The 22,333-nt window shown below is 66.7% G+C and carries 24 protein-coding genes and 2 tRNA genes; 14 read left to right on the plus strand and 12 right to left on the minus strand.

Going from position 1 to position 22,333, the window contains the following annotated elements; translation table 11 throughout:
- Positions 1-86 precede the first annotated feature (86 nt).
- The 6 genes from yccS (at position 87) to ACZK2G_RS19845 (ending at position 6,419) form a co-directional block, all read left to right on the plus strand.
- Positions 87-2,264, plus strand: coding sequence for a YccS family putative transporter (yccS, locus tag ACZK2G_RS19820; protein WP_478474185.1), 2,178 nt, complete (start codon positions 87-89; stop codon positions 2,262-2,264).
- Positions 2,265-2,385: 121 nt separating this feature from the next.
- Positions 2,386-3,180, plus strand: a complete 795-nt coding sequence (locus tag ACZK2G_RS19825; protein ID WP_295380246.1) for an SDR family NAD(P)-dependent oxidoreductase — start codon at positions 2,386-2,388, stop codon at positions 3,178-3,180.
- A 97-nt stretch (positions 3,181-3,277) separates the two neighbouring features.
- The gene (locus ACZK2G_RS19830) at positions 3,278-5,167 is read left to right on the plus strand and encodes an MFS transporter (protein ID WP_478474186.1); all 1,890 of its coding nucleotides are present in this window, start codon (positions 3,278-3,280) and stop codon (positions 5,165-5,167) included.
- 182 nt (positions 5,168-5,349) lie between these two features.
- Positions 5,350-5,637 carry a CD225/dispanin family protein gene (locus ACZK2G_RS19835; RefSeq protein ID WP_012512303.1) on the plus strand — a complete coding sequence of 96 codons (288 nt, stop codon included), beginning with the start codon at positions 5,350-5,352 and terminating at the stop codon, positions 5,635-5,637.
- A 34-nt stretch (positions 5,638-5,671) separates the two neighbouring features.
- Complete coding sequence (locus tag ACZK2G_RS19840) at positions 5,672-5,950, plus strand: CD225/dispanin family protein (protein WP_005411298.1); 279 nt, start codon at positions 5,672-5,674, stop codon at positions 5,948-5,950.
- A 43-nt stretch (positions 5,951-5,993) separates the two neighbouring features.
- On the plus strand, positions 5,994-6,419 hold the full coding sequence (locus ACZK2G_RS19845; protein ID WP_006473646.1) for a DUF2752 domain-containing protein: 426 nt from the start codon (positions 5,994-5,996) through the stop codon (positions 6,417-6,419).
- 385 nt (positions 6,420-6,804) lie between these two features.
- Here ACZK2G_RS19845 and ampE read toward each other — a convergent pair whose 3' ends face one another.
- The 5 genes from ampE to ACZK2G_RS19870 form a co-directional block, all read right to left on the minus strand.
- A complete protein-coding gene (ampE, locus tag ACZK2G_RS19850) occupies positions 6,805-7,692 on the minus strand; it encodes a regulatory signaling modulator protein AmpE (protein ID WP_046983698.1) in 888 nt (295 codons plus the stop codon).
- 146 nt (positions 7,693-7,838) lie between these two features.
- A complete protein-coding gene (gene nudC, locus ACZK2G_RS19855; protein ID WP_478474187.1) occupies positions 7,839-8,744 on the minus strand; it encodes an NAD(+) diphosphatase in 906 nt (301 codons plus the stop codon).
- A gap of 118 nt (positions 8,745-8,862) precedes the next feature.
- Positions 8,863-9,255 carry an iron-sulfur cluster insertion protein ErpA gene (gene erpA / locus ACZK2G_RS19860; protein WP_046983696.1) on the minus strand — a complete coding sequence of 131 codons (393 nt, stop codon included), beginning with the start codon at positions 9,253-9,255 and terminating at the stop codon, positions 8,863-8,865.
- A gap of 31 nt (positions 9,256-9,286) precedes the next feature.
- Positions 9,287-9,751, minus strand: coding sequence for a bactofilin family protein (locus tag ACZK2G_RS19865; protein ID WP_046983695.1), 465 nt, complete (start codon positions 9,749-9,751; stop codon positions 9,287-9,289).
- A gap of 4 nt (positions 9,752-9,755) precedes the next feature.
- On the minus strand, positions 9,756-10,499 hold the full coding sequence (locus ACZK2G_RS19870) for a DUF6776 family protein (protein ID WP_012512305.1): 744 nt from the start codon (positions 10,497-10,499) through the stop codon (positions 9,756-9,758).
- A gap of 179 nt (positions 10,500-10,678) precedes the next feature.
- Between ACZK2G_RS19870 and ACZK2G_RS19875 the strand changes: the two genes are divergently transcribed.
- The 3 genes from ACZK2G_RS19875 to ACZK2G_RS19885 are packed head-to-tail and all read left to right on the plus strand — an operon-like array spanning position 10,679 to position 15,427.
- Positions 10,679-11,296 carry a DUF4126 domain-containing protein gene (locus tag ACZK2G_RS19875; protein ID WP_046983694.1) on the plus strand — a complete coding sequence of 206 codons (618 nt, stop codon included), beginning with the start codon at positions 10,679-10,681 and terminating at the stop codon, positions 11,294-11,296.
- A 44-nt stretch (positions 11,297-11,340) separates the two neighbouring features.
- Entirely contained in the window at positions 11,341-13,227 is a 1,887-nt protein-coding gene (locus ACZK2G_RS19880) for an EAL domain-containing protein (protein WP_478474188.1), read from the plus strand.
- A gap of 1 nt (position 13,228) precedes the next feature.
- Positions 13,229-15,427: an ATP-binding protein gene (locus ACZK2G_RS19885; RefSeq protein ID WP_426354982.1), complete on the plus strand. Its 2,199-nt coding sequence runs from the start codon at positions 13,229-13,231 to the stop codon at positions 15,425-15,427.
- Positions 15,428-15,485: 58 nt separating this feature from the next.
- Here ACZK2G_RS19885 and bfr read toward each other — a convergent pair whose 3' ends face one another.
- From bfr to ACZK2G_RS19900, 3 genes are all read right to left on the minus strand, one after another.
- Positions 15,486-15,956 carry a bacterioferritin gene (bfr, locus tag ACZK2G_RS19890; RefSeq protein ID WP_006398834.1) on the minus strand — a complete coding sequence of 157 codons (471 nt, stop codon included), beginning with the start codon at positions 15,954-15,956 and terminating at the stop codon, positions 15,486-15,488.
- Positions 15,957-16,100: 144 nt separating this feature from the next.
- Positions 16,101-16,310 carry a (2Fe-2S)-binding protein gene (locus ACZK2G_RS19895; RefSeq protein WP_032951724.1) on the minus strand — a complete coding sequence of 70 codons (210 nt, stop codon included), beginning with the start codon at positions 16,308-16,310 and terminating at the stop codon, positions 16,101-16,103.
- A 108-nt stretch (positions 16,311-16,418) separates the two neighbouring features.
- A complete protein-coding gene (locus ACZK2G_RS19900) occupies positions 16,419-17,039 on the minus strand; it encodes an RNA pyrophosphohydrolase (protein ID WP_006398836.1) in 621 nt (206 codons plus the stop codon).
- Positions 17,040-17,159: 120 nt separating this feature from the next.
- On the opposite strand from ACZK2G_RS19900, the gene ACZK2G_RS19905 reads away from it, so the two are divergent.
- Positions 17,160-17,236, plus strand: a tRNA-Met gene (locus tag ACZK2G_RS19905).
- A gap of 58 nt (positions 17,237-17,294) precedes the next feature.
- Positions 17,295-17,369: transfer RNA gene (locus ACZK2G_RS19910), tRNA-Gln, on the plus strand.
- A 236-nt stretch (positions 17,370-17,605) separates the two neighbouring features.
- Here the strand turns inward: ACZK2G_RS19910 and rpsI are convergent.
- Together rpsI and rplM are read right to left on the minus strand one after the other, a co-directional pair.
- A complete protein-coding gene (gene rpsI, locus ACZK2G_RS19915; protein WP_005411311.1) occupies positions 17,606-17,998 on the minus strand; it encodes a 30S ribosomal protein S9 in 393 nt (130 codons plus the stop codon).
- Positions 17,999-18,000: 2 nt separating this feature from the next.
- Positions 18,001-18,429, minus strand: coding sequence for a 50S ribosomal protein L13 (gene rplM, locus ACZK2G_RS19920; protein WP_006398837.1), 429 nt, complete (start codon positions 18,427-18,429; stop codon positions 18,001-18,003).
- A gap of 196 nt (positions 18,430-18,625) precedes the next feature.
- Between rplM and coq7 the strand changes: the two genes are divergently transcribed.
- Complete coding sequence (gene coq7, locus ACZK2G_RS19925; protein ID WP_136639162.1) at positions 18,626-19,270, plus strand: 2-polyprenyl-3-methyl-6-methoxy-1,4-benzoquinone monooxygenase; 645 nt, start codon at positions 18,626-18,628, stop codon at positions 19,268-19,270.
- Positions 19,271-19,338: 68 nt separating this feature from the next.
- Here the strand turns inward: coq7 and ACZK2G_RS19930 are convergent, their stop codons facing one another.
- Both ACZK2G_RS19930 and speD read right to left on the minus strand, forming a co-directional pair.
- A complete protein-coding gene (locus tag ACZK2G_RS19930) occupies positions 19,339-19,659 on the minus strand; it encodes a DMT family transporter (protein WP_005411314.1) in 321 nt (106 codons plus the stop codon).
- 166 nt (positions 19,660-19,825) lie between these two features.
- Positions 19,826-20,620, minus strand: a complete 795-nt coding sequence (speD, locus tag ACZK2G_RS19935; RefSeq protein ID WP_006473908.1) for an adenosylmethionine decarboxylase — start codon at positions 20,618-20,620, stop codon at positions 19,826-19,828.
- Positions 20,621-20,769: 149 nt separating this feature from the next.
- On the opposite strand from speD, the gene crp reads away from it, so the two are divergent.
- Together crp and ACZK2G_RS19945 are read left to right on the plus strand one after the other, a co-directional pair.
- Positions 20,770-21,459: a cAMP-activated global transcriptional regulator CRP gene (crp, locus tag ACZK2G_RS19940; protein WP_010482649.1), complete on the plus strand. Its 690-nt coding sequence runs from the start codon at positions 20,770-20,772 to the stop codon at positions 21,457-21,459.
- 55 nt (positions 21,460-21,514) lie between these two features.
- Complete coding sequence (locus ACZK2G_RS19945; protein WP_046983690.1) at positions 21,515-22,276, plus strand: sulfite exporter TauE/SafE family protein; 762 nt, start codon at positions 21,515-21,517, stop codon at positions 22,274-22,276.
- The last annotated feature ends 57 nt before the right edge of the window (positions 22,277-22,333 follow it).

Here is a 22,333-nt window from a genome sequence, read left to right on the forward strand (position 1 = left end):
GCTGCGCCCTCGCCGGGCACGGCCCGGCGCTACCGGATTTCACGCAAGGCCCGCAATAATGGGGGCATTCCGCCTCCCGAGCCTGCATGTCCGCCCGCCAATCCAGTCTCAGCCGCCTGTGGGCCCACGAGAAGGCCAGTTATGGCCTGCGGGTGTTCATCGCCCTGACCGCAGCTGTCGCCGTGTGCTGGCAGCTGGATGCACTGACCGCGCTACCCGGCGTGTTCCTGGGCATCATCGCCAGCGCCATCGCCGAGACCGACGACAACTGGTGGGGCCGGACCAAGGCCGTGGCGCTGTCGCTGCTGTGCTTCTGCCTCGCCGCGGCTTCGGTGATCTGGCTGTTCCCATGGCCGTGGATCTTCATCGCCGCGCTGGCGCTGTCCACCTTCGGCCTGACCCTGCTCGGTGCGCTGGGCGAGCGCTATGCGTCCATCGCCCAGGCCACGGTGACGCTTTCGATCTACACCATGATCGGCCTCGAACAGCACGGGGCCAGCGATCTGCACAGCGCGCTGGAAGCGGTCAGCCACCTGCTGGCCGGTGCGGTCTGGTACGGCCTGCTGTCGATCCTGTGGACCACGCTGTTCGCCAACCGGCCGGTGCGCGAACGGGTGGCGCGCCTGTATGTGGAACTGGGCCGCTACCTGCAGCTGAAGGCCGCGCTGTTCGAACCGGTGCGCGAGGCCGACCTGCAGCGTCGCCAGCTGGACCTGGCCGAACAGAACCGGCGCGTGGTCGGTGCGCTCAACGAAGCCAAGACCGCGATCCTGGCCCGCTTCGGTCGCTCCGGCCGGCCCGGCGTCAATTCCGGCCTGTACCTGCGCCTGTACTACATGGCGCAGGATTTCCATGAGCGCGCCAGTTCCTCGCATTACCCGTACGGCGCGCTGGTCGATGCGTTCTTCCACAGCGACGTGCTGTACCGCTGCCAGCGCCTGCTCGACCTGCAGGGCCAGGCCTGTGCGCGGCTGGGCGAGGCGATCCGCCTGCGTCGTCCGTTCGTGTATGGCGAAAGCAACCAGCAGGCCGGGCGCGACCTGGCCGATGCGCTGGCCTACCTGCGCGACCAGCAGCGTCCGCAATGGCAGCGCCTGCTCGGCTCGCTGGACCTGCTGGTGCACAACCTGCGCAGCATCGAGCGCCGCCTGCTCGATGCGGAGCGTTCCGAGGCCAGCCTCGACAACGTTGACACCCGCCTGCGCGACAGCAACCCGCATAGCCTGCGCGAGATGGGCGTGCGTATCCGCCAGCAGCTCACGCCGGGCTCGGTGCTGTTCCGCCATGGACTGCGCATGGCGCTGGCACTGATCGCCGGCTTCGCTGCGATCCGCTTGTTCAATGCACAGAACGGCTCGTGGGTGCTGCTGACCATCGTGTTCGTGTGCCGTCCCAACTTCGGTGCAACCCGCCAGCGCCTTGCACAACGCATCGTCGGCACGCTGTTCGGCCTGGTGCTGACCTGGGCACTGCTGCAGCTGTTCCCGCAGCTGCACGTGCAGCTGCTGATCGCGCTGCTGTCGGCGCTGCTGTTCTTCTTCACCCGCACCGACCGCTACCTGGTAGCGTCGGCGGCGATCACGGTGATGGCACTGACCTGCTTCAACCTGATCGGCGACGGCTTCGTGCTGATCGTGCCGCGCATGGTCGATACGCTGCTGGGCTGTGCGATCGCCGCTGCGGCCGCGTTCCTGATCCTGCCCGACTGGCAGGGCCGGCAACTGCATCTTGTACTGGCGCGGGTGCTGGATACCGCTGCGCGCTATCTGGATTCGGTGCTGGGCCAGTACCGCAGCGGCATGCGCGACGACCTGGCCTACCGCATCGCCCGCCGCGACATGCACAACGCCGACGCCGCGCTGTCTACCGCGCTGTCGAACATGCTGCGCGAACCCGGCCACGTGCGCCGCAACCTGGACGCCGGCTTCCACTTCCTGGCGCTGTCCAACACGCTGCTCGGGCACCTGTCGGCCCTGGGTGCGCACCGCGACCAGGTGGACAGCTACGCCGGCGATCCGCTGGCACTGGCTGCCGGTGAGCGCGTGCGCAAGGCGCTGCAGCAGCTGGCGACGGCCCTGACCGCACGGCAGCCGGTCGCAGAGGAGGACAATGATGCCGACCGCGCGGTGGCCGCCGAGCTGGAGCAGATTGACGAGGCGATGCCGCCGAAGCTGCAGTTGATCCGCACGCAGATGGCGCTGGTGCTGCGGATGCTGCCGAAGGTGCGCGCGGCGGCCAATGAGGCGGTACGCACGCTCACCTGACAGCCTGCCGCCGTGCATCGCCCGGTGCTACCGCCAACGCAACATCGCGTTGCATCCAGCGCTGCATCCCGATCACGCAGCCACGCGGATACTGCGTGATCCCCCTGCCCCGGATTCCTCCATGAAGATCGAACTCAGCAGCCGTACCGCGCTGGTCACCGCCTCCACCGCCGGCATCGGCCTGGCGATTGCCCAGGGCCTGGCCGTCGCCGGTGCGCGGGTCATCCTCAATGGCCGCAGCACCGACAGCGTCGAGCGCGCCCGCCAGCGCCTGCTCGACGCCGTTCCAGATGCCGACGTGCTCGGCGTGGCTGCCGACCTGTCCGATGCGGCCGGTGTCGATACGCTGCTGGCCGGCTTGCCCAAGGTCGACATCCTGGTCAACAACGCCGGCATCTTCGGCCCCGAGGACTTCTTCGAGACCGACGATGCGACCTGGGAGCGCTACTGGCAGACCAACGTGATGTCCGGCGTGCGCCTGTCGCGGGCGCTGCTGCCGGCGATGGTCGATGCTGGCTGGGGCCGCGTGCTGTTCATCTCTTCCGAGTCGGCCCGCAACGTTCCCGCCGACATGATCCATTACGGGGTCAGCAAGACCGCGCAATTGTCGTTGTCGCGCGGCCTGGCCAAGCGCGTGGCCGGCAGCGGTGTCACCGTCAACGCGGTGCTGCCCGGCCCCACCCTGTCCGATGGTTTCGCGGCGATGTTCGAAGATGAACGCCAGCGCAGCGGCAAGCCACTGGAGCAGATCGGCCGCGAGTTCGTGATGGCGCACCGGCCGTCTTCGGTGATCCGGCGCACCGCCACGGTTGAGGAAGTGGCCAACATGGTGGTGTACCTGGCCTCGCCGCAGGCCTCGGCCACCTCCGGCGCGGCGCTGCGCGTGGATGGCGGCGTGGTCGACGATATCGTCTGACACCTTTCAAAGTGTGCGGACCAACGGTCCGCACCCACAGGTCCGCACCCACAGCGGATAGGCAGGAATGCTAGGCTGCGCCGGTCAAGGAGGCTCCATGTCCGGTCACAACCAGTTCGCCCTGCTGCGCCAGCGCCGTTTCCTGCCGTTCTTCGTCGTCCAGGCGCTCGGTGCGTTCAACGACAACGTATACCGGCAGGCGATCATCAGCATGTTGCTGTTCATGGCCGTGCCGGAGGAAGAACTGGGGCTGTACGCCACGCTGGCACCGGCCATCTTCATCCTGCCGTACTTCCTGTTCTCGGCACTGGCCGGGCAGATCGCCGACAAACTTGAGAAATCGCGGCTGATCGTGATCACCACCAGCATGGAGATCGTGATCATGTCGCTGGCGGCCACCGGGTTCCTCACCCAGAGCCTGCCGGTGCTGCTGATCGCGCTGTTCTGTACCGGCATGCAGTCGACGTTGTTCGGCCCGGTGAAGTACTCGGTGCTGCCGTCGGTGCTCAAGCCCGAAGAGCTGACCGGCGGCAACGGCCTGGTCGAGATGGGCACCTCGATGTCGATCCTCTCCGGCATGATCGTCGGCGGTCTGGTATTCACCGTTGCCGGCAGTCATGGCACGGTGGTGGCGGCCTGCGCGATCATCGGCCTTGCGATCTGCGGCAACATCGCCGCGCGGCTGATCCCCAAGGTCGATGCCGGCGACCCGAACCTGAAGATCAACTGGAACCCACTGCCGGAGTCGCTGGCGGTGCTGCGCATGGCACGCCAGCAGAAAGCGGTGCGCAACGCGATTCTGGGCGTGTCCTGGTTCTGGTTCGTCGGCACCGTGCTGACCTCGCAGCTGCCGGCCTATGCGGTGACCAACCTCGGCGGCGAACCGACCCTGTACATCTTCGCCCTGGCCCTGTTCTCGGTGGGCACCGGCGTCGGCTCGCTGCTGTGCGAGAAGCTGTCGGCACGCACGGTGGAAATCGGCCTGGTGCCGCTCGGTGCGTTTGGCATGACCGCGTTCCTGCTCGACCTGTACTTCGCCCGCAGCGGCGAGGCGACCGTGCACGGGCTGTCCATCGGCCCGTTCCTGCAACAGCCTGGCAGCATCCGTATCGTCATCGACCTGATCGGCATCGGCCTGTTCACCGGCATCTTCGTGGTGCCTCTGTTCGCGCTGATCCAGAGCCGCACGCCGAAGGCGCAGATGTCACGCGTGTTCGCCGCGCTGAACATCCAGAACTCCGGCTTCATCGTCGGCGCCGCGTTGCTGTCGCTGGCCGCGCACAAGCTGCTGCACTGGACCATTCCGCAGCAGTTCCTGGCGCTGGCCATCGCCAACGCACTGGTGGCGATCTACATCTTCACCATCGTCCCCGAATTCCTGATGCGCTTCCTCAGCTGGGTGATGGTGCGCACGCTGTACCGGCTGCGCCCTCACGGCATCGAGGCCAACGTGCCCGACGAAGGCGCCGCGCTGCTGGTCTGCAACCATGTCAGCTACATGGACGCGCTGATCCTGTCGGCGACGATCCCGCGCCCGGTGCGCTTCGTCATGTACTACAAGATCTTCAACATTCCGGTGATGCGCTGGATCTTCCGTACCGCCAAGGCGATCCCGATCGCTGGTGCCCGCGAAGACCCGGCGTTGATGCAGCGCGCGTTCGACGAGATCGACGCGGCGCTGGCCGAAGGCGAACTGGTCTGCATCTTCCCCGAGGGTGCGCTGACCCGCGACGGGCAGATGGCACCGTTCAAGTCCGGGGTGGAGAAGATCCTCGAACGGCGGCCGGTGCCGGTGGTACCCATGGCGCTGCGTAGCATGTGGTCGAGCATGTGGAGCCGGCGCGACACCCGGCTGGGCCGCATGCGTGTACCGCGCCGCTTCCGCGCCACCGTAGAAGTGGTCGCCGCGCCGGCCGTGGATGGCCACACCACCAGCGCCCCGGTGCTGGAGGCCCACGTGCGGGCGCTGCGTGGTGACCACGCCTGACGGAATCGGCTCGCCTAGGCGGACCCGGCGACCTTCCCGCATACGCTACCGTGCAGTGGCGAACACGGAATACCGAGACTGTAAACGCATACATGCAACGCCGGTTGCGGTAGATTACGCACCCACAGGGGGGAGGTCCGGCCGATTCACAACGGCCGACCACCAAGGAATGGAGTCTCGCTTTGAATCAACCACCACCGCTCAGCCGTCCGGTCTACATCCCCAACCATCTGGTCTGGGCAATCCTGACGACGCTGTTCTGCTGCCTGCCGTTGGGCGTGGTGTCGATCGTCTATGCCTCCCAGGTCGATGGCCGCCGCGCGGCCGGCGACCTGCCGGGGGCCTACAGCGCGTCGCGCAAGGCGGGCTGGTGGGCGGTGGCTTCGGCCGTGTCCCTGCCGGTCCTGTTGCTGTTGTGGTTCGGGCTGTTCGGCGGCTTGGCCGTACTGGGCGCTCTTTCCGACCAATGATTCACCACCACCACCCATCAAGGAGCTTGAACCCATGAATACTGCTACTCCGCAGGTCCCGAACAACCTGGTCTGGGCCATCCTGACCACCCTGTTCTGCTGCCTGCCGGCCGGCATCGTGTCGATCGTCTACGCCGCACAGGTCAACGGCAAGCTGGCGGCTGGCGACATCGCCGGTGCCCAGGACTCCGCTGCCAAGGCCAAGAAGTGGGCCATCTGGTCGGCCATCGCCTGGGCCGTGCTGGTCGTGCTGTACGTGCTGTTCTTCGTTGTGCTCGGCGGCATGGGCGCGATGAGCAACAGCGGCTACTGATACGCCTGGACGGATCCGGCGCCTGCGCCGGATCCGTTGTTGCATGTCCGCGCTTCCCGCTCGTTCCCGACTCGCCCGCTGGGCACCGCTGCTGGTCTCCGCCGGCCTGGCCGTGGGTGCCACGGTGGTGTTGCGCAACGTCAATCCGTATGTCGCCGGCAATCCGCTGCCGAGCTGCCCGCTGTACGCGCTGACCGGCCTGTACTGCCCCGGCTGTGGCAGCACGCGCTGCCTGTATTCCCTGGTCCATTTCGACCTGCCCGGCGCGATGGCGATGAACCCGCTGCTGGTCATCAGCCTGCCGTTCCTGTTGCTGATGCTGCTGAACATCGCCGGCATCCGCCCCCGTGTGCTCGACCCGCTGATGCGGGTACTGGCCAATCCCGTGTTCTGGCTCTGGGTGCTGCCCGGGTATGCGCTGCTGCGCAACCTGCCGTGGGCACCGTTCACTGCGCTGGCACCGATCTAGGTTTCCAGCCAACGGCGCAGCCCCTCGTGGTGGGCGGCGTTTGAAGGCAGAAGCTTTGGGGTTGGCCGGGTGGGTGGCCTGCGCAGGGGGCGCTGTAAGTCCCCCTCCGGGGTCCGGCCCAGCCGCTGCCGGCTGGGCGTTCGGTCGCTTGCGAAGCAATGCTTCGCAAGCAAAGCGCCCTCACCCATGTAAGCTCGGTCGCCGCTTGCACGTGTGCGCTGTCCTGCGCGCACGAGCGAGGCGCCATCGAGCCCCCAGGGACGGGTTTACGGCGTGTCCTGCAGCCCCACACCGTCCCGCCCAACCATCAGCAATCCAGAGCTGCTGTTGCTGTTGCTCCGACCTTTGCCTCTGCAGGTGCAGGGCTGCAAGCCCGGCAAAGCCACTACGTCACCCAGCCTGCAATCACCAGCAGGGCGAGGATCGCCAGCCACAGCAGCAGCATCCGCCACACCAGGCTCATCGCATCGCGCAGGTCCGGCAGCCGCTGCCATACCGGCAACAGTCCCGCCTCGGTGTAATCGTGCGCATCTTCGCGCAGCTCGGCGTTGACGCTGGCCCGTGCCACCGCGCCAAGAAAGCCGATGTCACCGGCCAGGCGTTCGCCATGGGCCTGGCGCCAGGCCTTCCACGCCGTATCGAAGTTACCCACCAGCGCCATCGAGAACGCCATCAACTGCGCCACCGGCCACTCGATCCAGCCCAGCAGGCGTTGTGCCAGTGCCAGCGGCTCCACCGGCACGCGCGCGCGCATCGGGCTTTCCGCCATCAGTGCCAGCAGCCGGTACCCCAGCGCACCGGCCGGGCCCAGCAGCAGGAACCAGAACAGCACCGCGAACCAGCGCCGCAGCGCGTTGAGTACGGTCGCCTCGACCAGTGACGGAATGTCCTCGCGCAGGCTGCCGCCGGCCGACTGCAGGTTGCGCACCGCCGCCTGACGCGTCGCGGCATCGTCGGCATCGATGATCGCTTCGATATCGCGGTCCAGGTCGCGCGGGCCCCAGCACCACGCCAGTACCGCCACGCCCAGCAGCAACGATGGCAGGCCGAACAGCGCGCCGCGCAGCAGCCAGGCCAGCAGCGCCATCAGCAGCAGCGGCGGCAGCAGCGCCAGGGCCACGCCTGCCGGCCCCTGCCAGGCCTTGCCACCCCGCGCGTCCAGCCAGCCCAGCCAGCGCCGGAAGCCATCGAAACGGCGCAGCGAAGCGGCAGCGGCCGGAGCCACATGGCCCAAGGCCAGTGCCACCAGCACGGCGGCCAGAGTGGTGAACATGGCAGGTCTCCCTACGAAACAGAACGCTAGGCGTCGCTACCTTACCTGTCGCAGCGACGCCTCCTGCGATGGATCGCACTGTAACCCGAGGCGTGTTCAGGTGGCGGCAATGCTGGCACCAGAACACGCGTGGCAGCCCCTTGCCATCACCCCTGCTGCTGGCGGTACCAATGCTCGATCAGGCCCCGCGAGATCGAGATCGGCGGCGACAGGCGGATGCCCTGGCCATCGTCCTCGACATCACGTGACAGCGCCGCGCCGACGTCTTCGGCGCTGAACCAGCGCGCGTCTTCCAGCTCTCCGTCCACGGTCGGCAGGTCATCCTGGGCCTGCGCACGGAAGCCGATCATCAGCGCACCAGGGAACGGCCACGGCTGCGAACCGAGGTATTGGCAGGCGGTCACCCGCACCTTGCTTTCCTCGTGTACTTCGCGCACTACGGTCTGTTCGAAGGTCTCGCCCGGTTCGACAAAGCCGGCCAGCACCGAGTAACGGCGCGGCGCCCAGTTCGACTGCCGGCCCAGCAGCAGCCGGCCCTGGTTCTCCACCGCCACGATCACCGCCGGATCGACCCGAGGGTAGTGCTCGGTGGAACACTGCGTGCAACGGCCGACAAAGCCGCCACGGGCAAATGCCACGGCACCGCCGCACACGCCACAGAAGCGGGTGCGCGAATGCCAGTAGGACATGCCGCGGGCATAGCTGAAGGCGGTCGCATCGGCCATCGACCACAGCAGGGCGGCCTGGCGCAGGTCGAGCCGGCGCGGCGCAGTAACCGAAACGCTGGCGGCTTCGACCGAGAACCAGGCCTGCTCGCCACGCAGGCCGAGGAAGACTGCGGCACCAGGGCCACCACCGATGTCGGCGCCGGTCAGCGCCAAGGGCTGGTCGTCGTCGCCGGTGAAGGCGGTACCGTCCTGATCGAGCACGAGAATGCGCGCGCCCGGCCACAGGCGCGCCAGTGCATCGGCATCGTCGCGCAGGGCATCGGCGCGCTCCAGCGGTTCGCCCACGAAGGCGAAACCGGAAAGCGGCGAAGGAGTATTGGGCATCCGGCAAGCGTGCCGTCAATCGATGCGGGTGGCAAGCCGCAGGCTTTGCGGAAACCAGCTGTGGGGTGGAGCTTGCTCCACACACCTTGTCGCGCAGGGGGCAGGCCCCGCGGCCTGTTTACATGCTGAAGCTGCTGCCGCAGCCGCAGGTAGTCTTGGCGTTCGGGTTGCGGATCACGAACTGGGCACCGGTCAGGCTCTCGGTGTAGTCCACCTCGGCGCCCATCAGGTACTGCAGGCTCAGCGGGTCGACCAGCAGGGTCACCCCGCTGGTCTGCACCGCCAGATCGTCCTCGGCACGGTTCTCGTCGAACTCGAACCCATACTGGAAGCCCGAACAGCCGCCACCCTCGATGTACACGCGCAGGGCCAGGTCGAGGTTGCCCTCTTCCTGGATCAAAGATCTGACCTTGGCGGCCGCCGACTCGGTGAAGTTCAGCGGGCGCTCCAGCGACTGGTAATCGGGCGCGGCGACCGGGCTGGCGCCGGGCAGGGAGACTAGCGTGCTCATGGCCTCAGCATGGGGGCGTCGACGCTGGGTTTCAAGCCATCGCCTCGGCCAGCTTGCGGCGCGCGGCGGTATCGCCCTTGCCACCGTTGGCATCGTCGCTTTCCGGCGCCGGCAGGGCCGCCATCGGGGCGCTGGCATGGATCAGGCGGCCGTTCAGCTGGGCGCCCGCATTCATCTCCACCACCTGGTAATGGACATTGCCGTTGACCCGCGCGCTCGGGGTCAGCTCGACCTTCTCGGTGGCGTGCACGTCGCCGTCGAGACGACCGCTGATGACCACCACCTGGGCGCGGATCTCACCCTCGATCACACCATGCTCGGCGACCGTCAGGGTCGCGCCACTGGCACCTTCAGCGGCGATCACCTTGCCATGGATGCGGCCTTCCACGTACAGCCCGCCACTGAATTCCACATCACCGCGGATCACCACCTGGTTGCCGATCAGGGCATCCACCACCAGCTGGCCTTCACGGTTGGATTTGCTGCTTCCGAACATCTGCCTACTCCCCTTTGGCGGCCGGCGCACCGGCCTGTTTCCAGTCGAATACCTGGGTGGTGCCCCCCGCACCACTCCCCAATGTCACCCGCACGCGTTGCGGGGTGAAGTCAGCCGGCAGCATCACGCTGCCGCTGATCTGCTGGAAGTACCGGAACGAGTAATCCTGTCCCGGCACCTTGCTGCGCTGGTGCAGATCATCCCAGCTGATCGTGGCCAGCTTGCCGTTCTTCACGCCTTCCACGGTGAAGCGCATCTGCCCCTGGCTGATGGCACCGCGGTTGAGGTTCTGGGTCAGCACGGCGGTGTACTGCCAGGTGCCGGCCGCTTCCGGGCTGAACTCGATGGAATGGGTGTTCAGGCCCTTGCGCTGGCTGGTCGAACCCACCAGTCGCTCATAGAAGGCGACGTCGGCGCGCAGGCCGGCGATTTCTTCGTCACGCTCGGCCAGCGAGGACTGCACCTCGGTATTGGCGGCGCGGCTGATGCGGTCGGAGGCTTCCAGCGTGGCCTGTTTCTGGCGCAACTCGGTCAGCTGCGTCTGCAGGCCCTCGGCACGCTTCTCGGCGGCCTGCAGGCGCTGGCCCTGCGCATCGCGCGGCGTGGCCATCCAGCAGCCACCCAGCGCGGCCAACACCAGGCTGAGCAGCCAGATGCCACCGATCACCAGCAGGCGGCGACGGTCCATCGGCGGTTGCGGCGCGCCGGGCAGGCGCACCTGCACGCGCATGGGTGGGCGGTTGTTCATGGGTGGTTTCCGGGGCATCGCGAGGGCGACACCGATACGGCCCCTGTGGCAAACGACGGGCTAGTGTATGACAGGACAGGTGGGTTTCCTGCGCAGGGACCGGCGGCGGTCTGTGGCGTTCAGGCACGCCATCGCCGATAGTGTGGCCCCCTGCACAGTTCCGTCGCCGGAGCATCGCCATGACCGAAGCCCACCTGTTCGTGATCGGCATCCTGCTGGCCTGGCTGGCCGGTATTCGCGTCTACCTCACCGTGTTCGGCGTCGGCCTGGCCGGCCTGCTCGGCTGGGTCGACCTGCCCCCCGCCCTGCAGGCCACCGAGTCATGGTGGGTGCTGGGCACCTCCGCGGCGCTGGCCGTGGCCGAATTCTTCGCCGACAAGATTCCCGGCGTGGACTCGGCCTGGGACCTTGTGCAGACGCTCGCGCGCGTGCCTGCCGGTGCCTTCCTCGCCGCCGCCACGCTGTCGCCCGATGGGCAGCTGGGCACCGGCGCGCTTGCTGCCGGTGCCGGTGTCGCGTTGGCCAGCCATGGCCTGAAGGCCGGCACCCGCGCGTTGCTCAACACCTCGCCGGAACCGGCCAGCAACTGGGTCGCGTCCGCTGCCGAAGACACCGTGGTGATCGGCGGCCTGGCACTGGCCCTGGCACATCCGTGGATCGCGCTGATCGTGGTGCTGGCCTGCAGCCTGGCCGGTGCCCTGCTGGTGTGGCTGGTCTGGCGCACCCTGTGGAAAGGCGTGCGCTGGCTGGCACGCGGTGTCGCCGCAGACGGTCCGCGACAGCCCGGCACCGGTTGAACGCCGGGCTTGTCGCATAATGGACGCGAACACCAGGAGCACCGATGGCCGCAAACGAATCCCCCGCGGGCGCCCGCCCGGGACGCGCTGAAACCCCTCCGGCCGATCATTGGCAACGCTGGACCGCTGAACCGGCAAGTCCGGTCGCAGCCGCCGCGGCGGCAACCCCGTCGCTGGCCGCGGTTGACACGCCGGCGACGATCGGCAGCGCACCGCCGCCGCTGCCCGGCCCTGGCGCACTGGCTGAAGCAGGCAACAATGACCAGGCACCGCCGCCCTCCGATTCGCCCTACCGCGTGCTGATCGTCGAGGATGACCGCGCCCAGGCCCTGTTCGCGCAGAGCGTACTGCACGGTGCCGGGATGCAGGCGATCGTGCACAGCGATGCCGATGGCGCGCTGCAGGCCATCAAGGAACATCGCCCCGATCTGATCCTGATGGACCTGCACCTGCCCGGCCTGGACGGCATGCGCCTGACCGCGCTGATCCGCCAGCAGCCTGGCCTGCAGTTGCTGCCGATCGTGTTCCTCAGCGGCGATCCGGATCCGGAGCGCCAGTTCGAGGTGCTCGACAGCGGTGCAGATGACTACCTGAGCAAGCCGATCCGCCCCCGCCACCTGATCGCGGCGGTGGCCAACCGCATCCGCCGCGCACGTGCCCAGGCCGCAACCTTGCCCGGTGCCACCGGCGCACCGGCCACCAGCAATCCGGAAACCGGCCTGCCGACCCGCCACCACGTGCTGCAGCAGCTCAACACCGCGCTCGCCCACCGCGACCACGGGGGCGTGTTCTTCATTGAAGTGGCCAGCGCGCTGGGCCTGCGCGAGCGCTACGGCTATGCCGCGTTCGAGCGCCTGATGGTGCAGGCCGGGCAGCGCCTGGCCGAAGCCGGTCATCCGCACCTGCTGGCGCGCTTGAACGACAACAGTTTCCTGCTGCTGGCCCGCAGTGCTGACGAAGACAGCCTCGAAGGCATCGCCGCGACCCTGCGCGAGCAGTTGTCGGCGCGGGCCTTCGTGATCCGCGACGACGAATCGGTGCACCTGCGCGGCGTGGTCGGTTACGCGCCGATGTCGCCGGGCTTCGACGATGCCAACAGCGCGCTGGAAGCGGTCGAGCGCACCACCCTGCAGGCGCGCCTGCTCAGCGCCGGCGTCGCCGGTCATGTGCATCGCCAGGCGATCACCGAACAGGAACACCTGGCCCTGCTGGAAGGCCAACTGGAACTGGCCTACCAGCCGATCGTCGCCGTCGCCGGCGGCAACACCGCGCAGTACCAGCTGTTGCTGCGCCTGCGCCAGGCCGATGGCACGGTACTGGCGGCCGGCCAGGTGATTCCGGCTGCGGAAGCGGCAGGCCGCATCGCTGATCTCGACCAGCAGGTGATGGACCATGCGCTGGGCCTGCTCGATCTGTACCGGCATGCCACGCAACCGTTGAACCTGTTCGTGTCGCAGTCGCTGCGCACCCTGCAGCGCGATGCCTTCGCCGACTGGCTGCTGGAATCGCTGCAGCGGCGCGACCTGCCCGGTAGCGCGCTGGTGGTCGACGTACGCCTGCCCGACGCGTTGATCCACACCGTGCCACTGCAGCAGTTCTGCCAGCGCATGTCCGGCGCCGGCGTGCGTTTCTGCCTGAGCCAGTTCGAACCCAGTGCCGACGCCGATGCACTGCTGACCCAGCTGCCGCTATCGTTCGTGCGCATGGCCGCGCGCTTCTCCAGCAGCCATGCCAACCCGGCCACCCGCGAAGAACTGCGCAGGGCGATCGAGCAGGCGCATGCCGCCGGCCTGCAGATCATCGGGCAGCAGATCGAAGACCCACAAGCCGCAGCCGCGATGTGGGTCGGTGGCGTCGACTACATCCAGGGCAACATGGTGCAGTCGGCCGGCAGTGACCTGAACTTCGACTTCCACAACGCGGTGCTCTGACGTGCCGCTGTGGGGCGCGCTGCTGGTTGCCCTTGCTGCGGCCGCCATCGTGCTGCTGATGGGCCTGCGCCTGCGTACGCGCAACCGTGCGCTGGCCAGCCTGCAGCGCGAGCGCAGCGTACTGGCCAGCGAGCGCGACCAGCTGCGCCGCACCACCGAACGCCAGGGCCAGCTGGAACAGCAGCTGCTGCAGGCCAAGCAGGCCGCCGAAGCCGCGGTGCTGGCCAAGGGCGAGTTCCTGGCCACGATGAGCCATGAGATCCGCACCCCGCTCAACGGCATCCTGCCGATGCTGGAGCTGATCGCACGTGGACCGCTGGGCGAGGACCAGCGACAGATGCTGGCCACCGCCTCGGCCAGCTCGCAGCAGCTGCTGCGCATCGTCGACGACATCCTCGATTACTCGCGCCTGGAAGCGCAGGCGCTGGAACTGGAGATCACCAGCTTCAACCTGCGCGAGCTGCTCGATGGCGTGGTGCAGCTGATGCAGCGCGCCGCCGATTCGAAGGGCCTGGTACTGGGCCTGCAGCTGGACCCGTCGGTGCGGCTGCCGGTGCGTGGTGACCCGGTGCGCCTGCGCCAGGTGCTCAGCAACCTGCTTGCGAACGCGATCAAGTTCACCGCGCGTGGCCAGGTGCAGCTGCGCGTGCAACGGCTGGGCGAAGGTGCCGCGCAGCACCAGCTGCGCTTCGAGATCACCGATACCGGCATCGGCATCGACCAGGCACTGCAGGCGCGCCTGTTCCAGTCCTTCAGCCAGGCCGATGCCTCGACCACCCGCATCTACGGTGGCACCGGCCTGGGCCTGGCCATCTGCAAGCGCATCATCGACCTGATGCAGGGCCGCATCGGCGTGCAGTCCACGCCTGGCCAGGGCGCCACGTTCTGGTTCGAGATTCCGCTGCTGAAGGTCCCCGGCGACCTGCCCGCGATGGCGCGCGCACCGGCAGCGCTGCTGTTGTTCAGCGCCGATGCCTCGCTACAGGCACGCGTCGAGCGCGTCGCGGCCCACCACGGCCTGCAGGTTCAACCGCTGCCGCAACTGGATACGCTGGTCGAACGCCTGCGCGCGGTACCGCGCCCGGGCCAGCAGGCGCCCGCCTGGCTGCTGGTTGATGCACGTGCGCGCCGCAACGGCGAGGTGACGCTGCAGCGGGCGTTGGCCGAACGTGGCGAGGACGACGCACTGCGGGTGCTGTGGCTGCAGGACGAGGCGCTCCCGCCGCACCCGCGCCAGCACCAGCTACCCGCCCATTTCGATGATGCCGCCCTGCATGCGCTGCTGGCCGTTCCGGTGGCGCATGCGCGCCCGGCTGCGCTGCTGGCCAACGCCGAAGATGGGCAGCCGGCAGCGGCATTGCCGCCGCTGCACCTGCGCGTGCTGCTGGTGGAAGACAACACGGTCAACCGCATGGTGGCCGAACAACTGCTGCGGGTGTTCCAGTGCGAGGTGCGCAACGCCAGCGATGGCGAACAGGCACTGCTCACGCTGCGCGAGGGCGGCGTGGATGTGGTTCTGATGGACTGCCAGATGCCGGTGCTGGATGGCTACGCCGCCACCCGCCAGTGGCGCGCCGAGGAAGCGGAATCCGGTCGCCCGCGGTTGCCGATCATCGCAATGACCGCCAATGCCATGGCCGGTGACCGCGAACGCTGCCTGCAGGCCGGAATGGATGACTACCTGTCCAAGCCGATCGCGCGCGCCACGTTGCATGCGCTGTTGAAGCGCTGGGGGCAACGATCGAGCGATGTCGCAGCGTCGAGCTTGCTCGATGGCAACGCCCCCGCGGCCGGTCGAGCCCCGCCAGCCGAGCATGGCTCGGCTCTACAAAACACAAAAGACCACGCCGCTCCGCAGCCGGTGCTTGACCGCGGTGTTCTGGACGAACTGCACGCGGTGATCGGCGATGCCGCGCTCCAGATCGTCGCGGTGTTCCTGGAAGATGCACCCGCAATGGTGCAGCAGCTGCAGCAGGCCGCGCAGAACGGCGACGAGCCGCGCCTGCAGGCACTCGCGCACACCCTGAAATCATCCAGTGCGAATGTGGGCGTGTTGTCGCTGTCGGCGGTCGCGCAGCGCATCGAGCATGAAGCCCGTGCCGGCAGCCTGCAGCGCCCCGCCGTGGCGGTGGCGCTGCTGGTTGCGGAATTCGCCCGGGCGCGCGTGGCGCTGACGGGCTACCTGGCACAGCATCGGTAGCGTCGAGCTTGCTCGACCATCGCCATGCTGGACACAGTCGAGCAAGCTCGACGCTAAGTCACTCTTCCAGCTTGCTCAGCAGGTACTTCGGCTCACCGATACGCTCGATCAGGTCGAGCTGGGTTTCCAGCCAGTCAATGTGTTCTTCCTCCGAATCGAGGATCTTCACGAACAGCTGGCGGCTGACGTAGTCGCCGACTGAATCGGAATAGGCCACGGCCTCGCGCAGGGTGACCACGCCGTCGCGTTCCAGCGACAGGTCACACTGCAGGATCTCGGTCGGGTTCTCGCCGATGCGAAGCTTGCCCAGCGCCTGGAAGTTCGGCAGGCCTTCGAGGAACAGGATGCGGTCGGCGAGCATGTCGGCATGCTTCATCTCGTCGATCGATTCCTTGTACTCGTGTTCGGCCAGTTCCTTGATGCCCCAGTTCTTCAGCATCTTGGCATGCAGGAAGTACTGGTTGATCGCGGTCAGCTCGTTGTAGAGGACCTTGTTGAGGAATTCGATGACCTTGCTGTCGCCCTTCATGGGGGTGCTCCTGCGCGCTGAAAACGCAGGCACTTTAGCGCCTTGCGCGCGCCGGTGAAGGAACGCGAATCGTGCGCATTGGCCTGTGCGGCACGCAGTGAAGGGAACGAGTGAGCGGCGTCAATGCGCCGCGAAAAAGGTTGCTCAGGCGACCTGTGCCAGGCCGAGCACCGGCAACGGCAGGTCGTGGGTGGCGCGCGCCTTGGCCAGCAGTTCGCCGGCCATGTCCAGGCAGGAACCGCAGGTGGCGCCACAGCCCGTACGCATGGTCAGCTCGGCCACCGACGTGACGCCATGGCTGGCGGCTTCGCGGATCTGGTGGTCGGTGACTCCGTTGCAGATGCAGACGTACACAGGCGTAAACCGGGCTGACAGGCCAGAGGTGGCCTGTTGGCTATTCCAATGGAAACGAGAATGGTTGTCAATCAGAGACCTGAACCATTCTCGATACCGTTCAGCCGGTTACGCCGGCGGCACGTCGCCCTGCGCCTTCTTCGGCCAGTAGCCACGGCTGCGCGGACGCTTTCGTGGGCGATCGTGGCCAGCCGTGTGGCCGGGCATCCAGGCCTCGGCAGCACTCTTGGGCATGGCCGTGACGCCCTGCCCGGCCACCCCGCGTGCCAGCGGCGCCAAATGTCGCAAAGCGCGTGCATAGACGCCGCGCTTGAACATCACCACATGCTCCACCGGGTACCAGAAATCCACCCAGCGCCAGTGGTCGAACTCCGGCGAATCGGTATGGTCCAGGCACACATGGGATTCGTCACCGGTCAGGCGCAGCAGGAACCAGACCTGCTTCTGGCCGATGCAGACCTGCCGCTCGTTGCGGCGGATGGCCCGCGCCGGCAGCTTGTAGCGCAGCCAGCCGGGCGTTGCCCCGAGCACTTCCACGTGCTCAGGCAGCAGGCCGGTCTCTTCCTGCAGTTCACGATACATGGCCTCGACAGGCGTCTCGTCGGTATTCATGCCACCCTGCGGGAACTGCCAGCCATCCCGGCGCACACGTCGTGCCCAGAACACCTGGCCGTCCTGCCGCATCAGCACAATGCCGACGTTCGGTCGATAGCCGTCCGGATCGATCACGATGCGGACTCCTAAAAAATCTACTGGTTGGGACTATCCCATGCCGTCTGTCGGCCTACAAGCACGACACAAAAGTGTTGACAGGGTCGATACACATCAGCAGAATAGCGGGCTCACCGAGGCTATGTAGCTCAGCCGGTTAGAGCACAGCACTCATAATGCTGGGGTCGGTGGTTCGAGTCCACCCATAGCCACCACACTGAAATCCAAGTTGTTTTTCAGTGTGAAAAGTGAGAAAATAGTTACACGTTACATTGCCCCGTCGCCAAGCGGTAAGGCACCTGACTCTGACTCAGGCATTCGGTGGTTCGAATCCATCCGGGGCAGCCAGATTAAAAAGCAAAAGGCCAGATCGAAAGATCTGGCCTTTTGCTTTTTAATCTGGTCCCGCAACCTGGCGAAGAGCAGCCGAGCATCGGCTCGGCGCTACAGGAAGCCAAGGTAGTGCCGGCCGCTGGCCGGCAACCTCGAAATGCATACCCCAGAACGACAAAAGCCCGGCCGAAGCCGGGCTTTTGCTTTTCCATCCAGCGGGCCCCCGAAGGAGCCCAACCAGGCGCGGTAGATCAGCGCTTGGAGAACTGGGTGGCGCGACGGGCCTTGTGCAGACCGACCTTCTTACGCTCGACTTCACGGGCGTCACGGGTCATGAAGCCAGCCTTGCGCAGCTCGGACTTCAGGGTTTCGTCGTACTCGACCAGCGCACGGGCGATGCCCAGACGGATCGCACCGGCCTGGCCGGTGGTGCCGCCGCCAGCGGCGGTGACCAGGATGTCGAAGCTTTCGGTGTTCTTGGTCAGCTCGAGCGGCTGGCGCACGATCATGCGCGCGGTCTCACGACCGAAGAACTCGTCCAGCGGACGGCCATTGACGGTGATGTTGCCCGAACCCTTGCGCAGGAACACGCGAGCGGTGGAGGACTTGCGGCGGCCAGTGCCGTAGTTTTGAGTGATAGCCATGATTAGATATCCAGAACCTGCGGCTGCTGTGCGGCGTGCGGATGCTCAGTGCCGGCGTAGACCTTGAGCTTGCGGTACATCTGGCGACCCAGCGGGCCCTTCGGCAGCATGCCCTTGACGGCGGTCTCGATCACGCGCTCCGGGTGGCGCTCCAGCGCCTGAGCCAGGGACTCGGTCTTCAGGTTGCCGATGTAGCCGGTGAAACGGTGATACATCTTGTCCTGCAGCTTCTTGCCGGTGACGACAATCTTTTCTGCATTGATGACGACCAGGTAGTCGCCGGTATCAACGTGCGGGGTGTAGACCGGCTTGTGCTTGCCACGCAGACGGCGGGCCAGCTCGGTGCAGAGACGGCCCAGGGTCTTGCCCTCGGCGTCGACGAGGTACCAGTCGCGCTGGACGGTCTCGTTCTTGGCAGTGAAAGTGCTCATGAAGAACTCTAGTTAGGTCGGGCTCATTGCGGCGAAGGACTCGCCGGAACTCTGCCACGCGTTGTGAAAGATGAAGCGTAAGAGGCGGGATTGTACGCAGGTCAAGCCCCCGGTGCAAGCCACCCCCAGCCGCGGGTTGGCAGGGGCACGGGGCCGGGCGAGAATCGCGGGGTCTTCCGCCCCATCGCGTACCGCCATGACCGTGCTCCGCCAGACCACCCCGCTGGATCATCTGCTGACCGAGGCGCAACGCGCCCTGGACACGGTCTTCGGCAATCCGCCGGCGGCCCGCCCCTACCCGGCCGCGGATACCGACGAGCCGGGCATGGACAGCGCCGAGCGCCGCCACGCGGCCGGCCTGATGCGGATCAACCACGTGGGCGAAGTCTGCGCACAGGGCCTGTACTTCGGCCAGGCCGCCGTGGCCCGCGACCCGGCCACGCGCGAACACCTGCTGGAAGCGGCGCAGGAAGAAACCGACCACCTGGCGTGGTGCGCCACCCGGCTGGGCGAGCTGGACAGCCGCCCAAGCCTGTTCAACCCGCTGTGGTATGCCGGCAGCTACACCATCGGCACCCTGGCCGGGCTGCGCGGCGACGGCTGGAACCTGGGCTTCGTGGTCGAGACCGAGCGCCAGGTGGAGGCCCATCTGGACGAACACCTGGTCGATCTGCCCCCAGGCGACCTGCGCAGCCGCGCGGTCATCAAGGTGATGAAGGACGACGAGGCCCGCCACGCGGAGCACGCCGAGCAGGCCGGCGCACGCCGCCTGCCGTTCCCGATTCCGGGCGCGATGGCGCTGGCCTCCAAGGTGATGAAGACCATCGCCTACCGGCTGTAAGCCCCGGGTAGTGCCGGCCGCTGGCCGGCAAGATCCTGAGGTTGCCGGCCAGCGGCCGGCACTACCAGTTAATTGGGCGAGACCAGCTTCAGGCCGATCACGCCAGCCACGATCAGGCCCACGCAGGCCAGGCGTGCCGGCGACGCACTATCGTTGAACAGGTAGATGCCCAGCACCGCCACGCCCATGGCGCCGATGCCGGTCCAGATCGCATAGGCCGTGCCGACCGGGATGCTCTTCATCGCCTGGCTCATCAGGTACAGGCTGATCAGCGCGGACACCACCGTGGCGGCGGTGGGCAGGGGTTTGCTGAAGCCTTCGGAGTACTTCATTCCGAGGGCGAAACCGATCTCGAACAGGCCGGCCAGCAACAGATAGATCCAGGGCATGGGTGGGGGCTCCTTACCTTTTTGAAAAAACGAAACGGCCCGGTGTTTTCACACCGGGCCGTGGGTCGGTACATCACCGTGGAACTATACAGTGCGCAAAGCGCAGGTTCCACGGGGCGGGTCGTCCCGCCTGGGTGGCGATGCCTGCCGGCATCGCGCATGGCGCTTACTCGGACAGGTTCCGGCCGTGGAACAGCTCTTCGATCTCGCGCTTGAGCAGCGCTTCGATCTTCATGCGTTCCTTGAACGACAGGTTCTTGGCCTTCTCCTCGAACAGGTACTGGTCCAGGTCGAAGTCCTTCAGGTGCATCTTCGTGTGGAAGATGTTTTCCTGGTAGACGTTGACGTCGAACATCTCGTAACGCGACTTGATGTTCTTGGCCAGGAAGTTCTGGATCGAGTTGATCTTGTGGTCGATGTAGTGCTTCTTGCCCTTCACATCGCGGGTGAAGCCACGCACGCGGTAGTCCATGATCACGATGTCCGATTCCAGACTCTCGATCAGGTAGTTCAGCGCCTTCAGCGGCGAAATGACGCCACAGGTAGCCACATCGATGTCGGCGCGGAAGGTCGCGATACCTTCCTGCGGGTGCGTTTCCGGATAGGTGTGCACGGTGATGTGCGACTTGTCCATGTGCGCGACCACGGCATCGGAGATCAGCTCCTTGCCGGCCTGCTTCTTGTCGATCACCGGTTCTTCGGAGATCAGGATCGTCACCGAGGCACCCTGCGGATCGTAATCCTGGCGGGCCACGTTGAGGATGTTGGCGCCGATGATCTCAGCGACATCGGTCAAGATTTGAGTCAGCCTGTCGGCGTTGTACTCTTCATCGATGTATTCAATGTAACGCTGACGCTCCTCTTCGGTGCGCGCGTAACACACGTCATAGATGTTGAAGCTCAGCGCCTTGGTGAGGTTGTTGAAACCCTGCAGCCTCAGGCGAGGCAACGGCTTGACCACGGCGGTCGATTCCTGTGTAAGAAGGGAAAGGGTGAATTATGGGGCAAACTGTCCCCGGGGGGAACGTGAAGACCGCTCACATCTGGCACACTGTTTGCCCTTAACAATTGCGCTGGTTAAGCTCCGCTATCGACCCCGTGAATCCGTTCATGCGCAGAGGGAGCGCTCCTATCGTGTCAACCGTGCGCCTAGCTAGCAGTCCACTGGCCCTGGATATCGCCACAATCGATCGTTTCCTGGCGCACAGCCACAGGCGGCGATACCCCACCCGTACCGACGTCTTCCGACCCGGTGACCCGGCGGGAACCCTGTATTACGTCATCAGCGGCTCGGTTTCGATCATGGCCGAGGAAGATGACGATCGCGAGCTGGTACTGGGCTACTTCGGTGCCGGCGAGTTTGTCGGCGAGATGGGCCTGTTCGTTGAATCGGACCGCCGCGAGGTGATCCTGCGGACCCGTACCGCCTGCGAGCTGGCCGAAATCAGCTACGAGCGCCTGCACCAGCTGTTCCTCGGCCCGCTGTCGGCCGATGCCCCGCGCCTGCTCTACGCGCTGGGCCAGCAGATCTCCAAGCGCCTGCTCGACACCAGCCGCAAGGCCAGTCGCCTGGCGTTCCTGGACGTCACTGACCGGATCGTGCGCACCCTGCACGACCTGGCGCAGGAGCCGGAGGCGATGAGCCACCCGCAGGGCAGCCAGCTGCGCGTCTCGCGGCAGGAACTGGCCCGTCTGGTGGGCTGCTCGCGCGAAATGGCTGGCCGCGTGCTGAAGAAGCTGCAGACCGACGGCCTGCTGCATGCACGTGGCAAGACCGTGGTGCTGTACGGCACCCGTTGAGCAACCGGTGGGTGCGGACCTTGGTCCGCACTCCTTCGCGCGCTAGGCTCGGTGCATGGAACTGAGCAGCGAATTCTGGTGGTTCATCCTCATCGGCCTCGGCGCGCAGCTGGTGGACGGCGCGCTGGGCATGGCGTTCGGCCTGGTGTCCTCGTCGGTGATGCTGAGCATGGGCCTGCCGCCGGCGCAGGTCAGCGCCAGCATCCACACTGCGGAAGTGTTCACCACCGGCGCCTCGGGTGTGTCGCACCTGGCAGCCGGCAATGTCGATAAGCGCCTGTTCCTGCGTCTGGCCCTGCCCGGCGCAGTGGGCGGCGCCGTGGGCGCCTACGTGCTCACCCAGATCCCCGGCGACATCATCCGGCCACTGATCTACCTCTACCTGCTGGTGCTGGCCATCATCATCCTGGCCCGCGCGGCCGGGCGCTGGATGCCCCAGGGCGAGATCCGTCGGGTGCCGGTGCTGGGCTTCTTCGCCGGACTGCTCGACGCCAGCGGCGGCGGCGGCTGGGGCCCGGTGGCCACCTCCACCCTGCTCGCCCGCGGCGGCCAGGCGCGTACCACCATCGGTACGGTCAACGCGGCCGAGTTCATCGTCACCCTGACCATCTCGGCCACCTTCCTGCTGTCGATGGGCGTGCAGCACCTGCAGATCGTCGCCGGCCTGCTGATCGGCGGCATGATGGCCGCGCCGGTGGCGGCGATCCTGGTCAAGCGGGTGAAGGAGCGCTGGGTGCTGGTGGCCGTCGGCGTGCTGGTGCTGGGCATCAGCCTGTTCCAGATCGGCCACGCGGTGTACGGGCACCTGTACCGCTGACCGCTCGCCGGGCGTGGCCCGGCGCTACCCGCGTGGGATTCGGTAGTGCCGGCCGCT

It is taken from the genome of Stenotrophomonas sp. 107298_Sma, assembly GCF_056480345.1.

Coding starts and splice junctions, on each gene's coding strand:
- ACZK2G_RS19945 (WP_046983690.1), top strand. CDS start 21,515: ATGGAACTGAGCAGCGAATTCTGGTGGTTCATCCTCATCGGCCTCGGC.
- ACZK2G_RS19870 (WP_012512305.1), bottom strand. CDS start 10,499: ATGAACAACCGCCCACCCATGCGCGTGCAGGTGCGCCTGCCCGGCGCG.
- ACZK2G_RS19880 (WP_478474188.1), top strand. CDS start 11,341: ATGGCCGCAAACGAATCCCCCGCGGGCGCCCGCCCGGGACGCGCTGAA.
- ACZK2G_RS19865 (WP_046983695.1), bottom strand. CDS start 9,751: ATGTTCGGAAGCAGCAAATCCAACCGTGAAGGCCAGCTGGTGGTGGAT.
- ACZK2G_RS19845 (WP_006473646.1), top strand. CDS start 5,994: ATGTCCGCGCTTCCCGCTCGTTCCCGACTCGCCCGCTGGGCACCGCTG.
- ACZK2G_RS19875 (WP_046983694.1), top strand. CDS start 10,679: ATGACCGAAGCCCACCTGTTCGTGATCGGCATCCTGCTGGCCTGGCTG.
- nudC (WP_478474187.1), bottom strand. CDS start 8,744: ATGCCCAATACTCCTTCGCCGCTTTCCGGTTTCGCCTTCGTGGGCGAA.
- ACZK2G_RS19930 (WP_005411314.1), bottom strand. CDS start 19,659: ATGCCCTGGATCTATCTGTTGCTGGCCGGCCTGTTCGAGATCGGTTTC.
- ACZK2G_RS19830 (WP_478474186.1), top strand. CDS start 3,278: ATGTCCGGTCACAACCAGTTCGCCCTGCTGCGCCAGCGCCGTTTCCTG.
- ACZK2G_RS19840 (WP_005411298.1), top strand. CDS start 5,672: ATGAATACTGCTACTCCGCAGGTCCCGAACAACCTGGTCTGGGCCATC.
- coq7 (WP_136639162.1), top strand. CDS start 18,626: ATGACCGTGCTCCGCCAGACCACCCCGCTGGATCATCTGCTGACCGAG.
- ACZK2G_RS19825 (WP_295380246.1), top strand. CDS start 2,386: ATGAAGATCGAACTCAGCAGCCGTACCGCGCTGGTCACCGCCTCCACC.
- rplM (WP_006398837.1), bottom strand. CDS start 18,429: ATGAGCACTTTCACTGCCAAGAACGAGACCGTCCAGCGCGACTGGTAC.
- erpA (WP_046983696.1), bottom strand. CDS start 9,255: ATGAGCACGCTAGTCTCCCTGCCCGGCGCCAGCCCGGTCGCCGCGCCC.
- bfr (WP_006398834.1), bottom strand. CDS start 15,956: ATGAAGGGCGACAGCAAGGTCATCGAATTCCTCAACAAGGTCCTCTAC.
- crp (WP_010482649.1), top strand. CDS start 20,770: ATGCGCAGAGGGAGCGCTCCTATCGTGTCAACCGTGCGCCTAGCTAGC.
- ampE (WP_046983698.1), bottom strand. CDS start 7,692: ATGTTCACCACTCTGGCCGCCGTGCTGGTGGCACTGGCCTTGGGCCAT.
- rpsI (WP_005411311.1), bottom strand. CDS start 17,998: ATGGCTATCACTCAAAACTACGGCACTGGCCGCCGCAAGTCCTCCACC.
- yccS (WP_478474185.1), top strand. CDS start 87: ATGTCCGCCCGCCAATCCAGTCTCAGCCGCCTGTGGGCCCACGAGAAG.